This is a genomic window from Mesorhizobium sp. M7A.F.Ca.CA.004.12.1.1, from assembly GCF_003997835.1.
Classification (GTDB): domain Bacteria; phylum Pseudomonadota; class Alphaproteobacteria; order Rhizobiales; family Rhizobiaceae; genus Mesorhizobium.
In genome coordinates this window covers 1-828 of sequence record NZ_RZRK01001348.1, presented here as the reverse complement: position 1 = coordinate 828, position 828 = coordinate 1, and the positions used below count along the sequence as shown (strand labels likewise).

Below are 828 nucleotides of genomic sequence, written 5' to 3'. Positions count from 1 at the left end.
GGGAAAAACAACGCATCTGCTGATTTCGGTCGCCCCGGAAGAGGCCGGCGATCCTGTGCTGAATGCCGCCCGCGCGGGAATCCTCACTCAAATGCCGGTGCTTGAATGGATCGGCTATCTCTCCACCGTCGGCGTCTACGGCAATTATGACGGCGCATGGGTCGATGAAACGGCGGAATGCCGGCCGGTGTCGAAGCGCTCGGTGATGCGGGTGGCCGCCGAACGAGACTGGCTGGAGCTGGGCCGCGAGATCGGCCGACCGGGGGCGATCCTGCGCCTGTCCGGCATTTACGGCCCCGGCCGCAACGCGCTGGTCAATCTGGAAAACGGCACTGCAAGGCGGCTGGTCAAGCCGGACCAGGTGTTCAACCGCATCCATTGCGACGACATTGCCGGCGCCCTGTGGCAGCTCATCGAAGGCAATACAGGCGGCATCTTCAACGTCACCGACGACCTGCCGGCGCCGCCGCAGGATGTCGTCGCCTATGCCGCTTCGCTAATGGGTATCGAACCGCCGCCCGAAATTCCCTTCGACGCCGCCCAACTTTCGCCCATGGCGCGGTCCTTCTATGGCGAGAACAAGCGTGTCGCCAACGCGGCGATCAAGGCGGCGGGTTATTCCCTGCGGTTTCCAGACTACCGCGCCGCCTTCGATCATATGTGGGCAAGCGGCGATTGGCGTGACGGCGAAGCGCGCAGCCCGATGAAGCGCTGACGATCGAAGCCGCGGGCGCGGCGTGCTATGATTCGGCCTTGGGATTGCGGTGGAGAACCGGGTTCATGAAGACAGCGATGAGGCTATCTCTAGGCAAAACGCCCCTGTTGGCC

1 protein-coding gene is annotated in these 828 nt (G+C 63.8%); it reads left to right on the top strand.

Annotation, left to right across the window (positions count from 1 at the left end):
* On the top strand, positions 1 to 715 hold a 715-nt coding region (locus EN984_RS36305), incomplete at its 5' end, for an SDR family oxidoreductase (RefSeq protein WP_164766001.1).
* Positions 716 to 828: the final 113 nt, after the last annotated feature.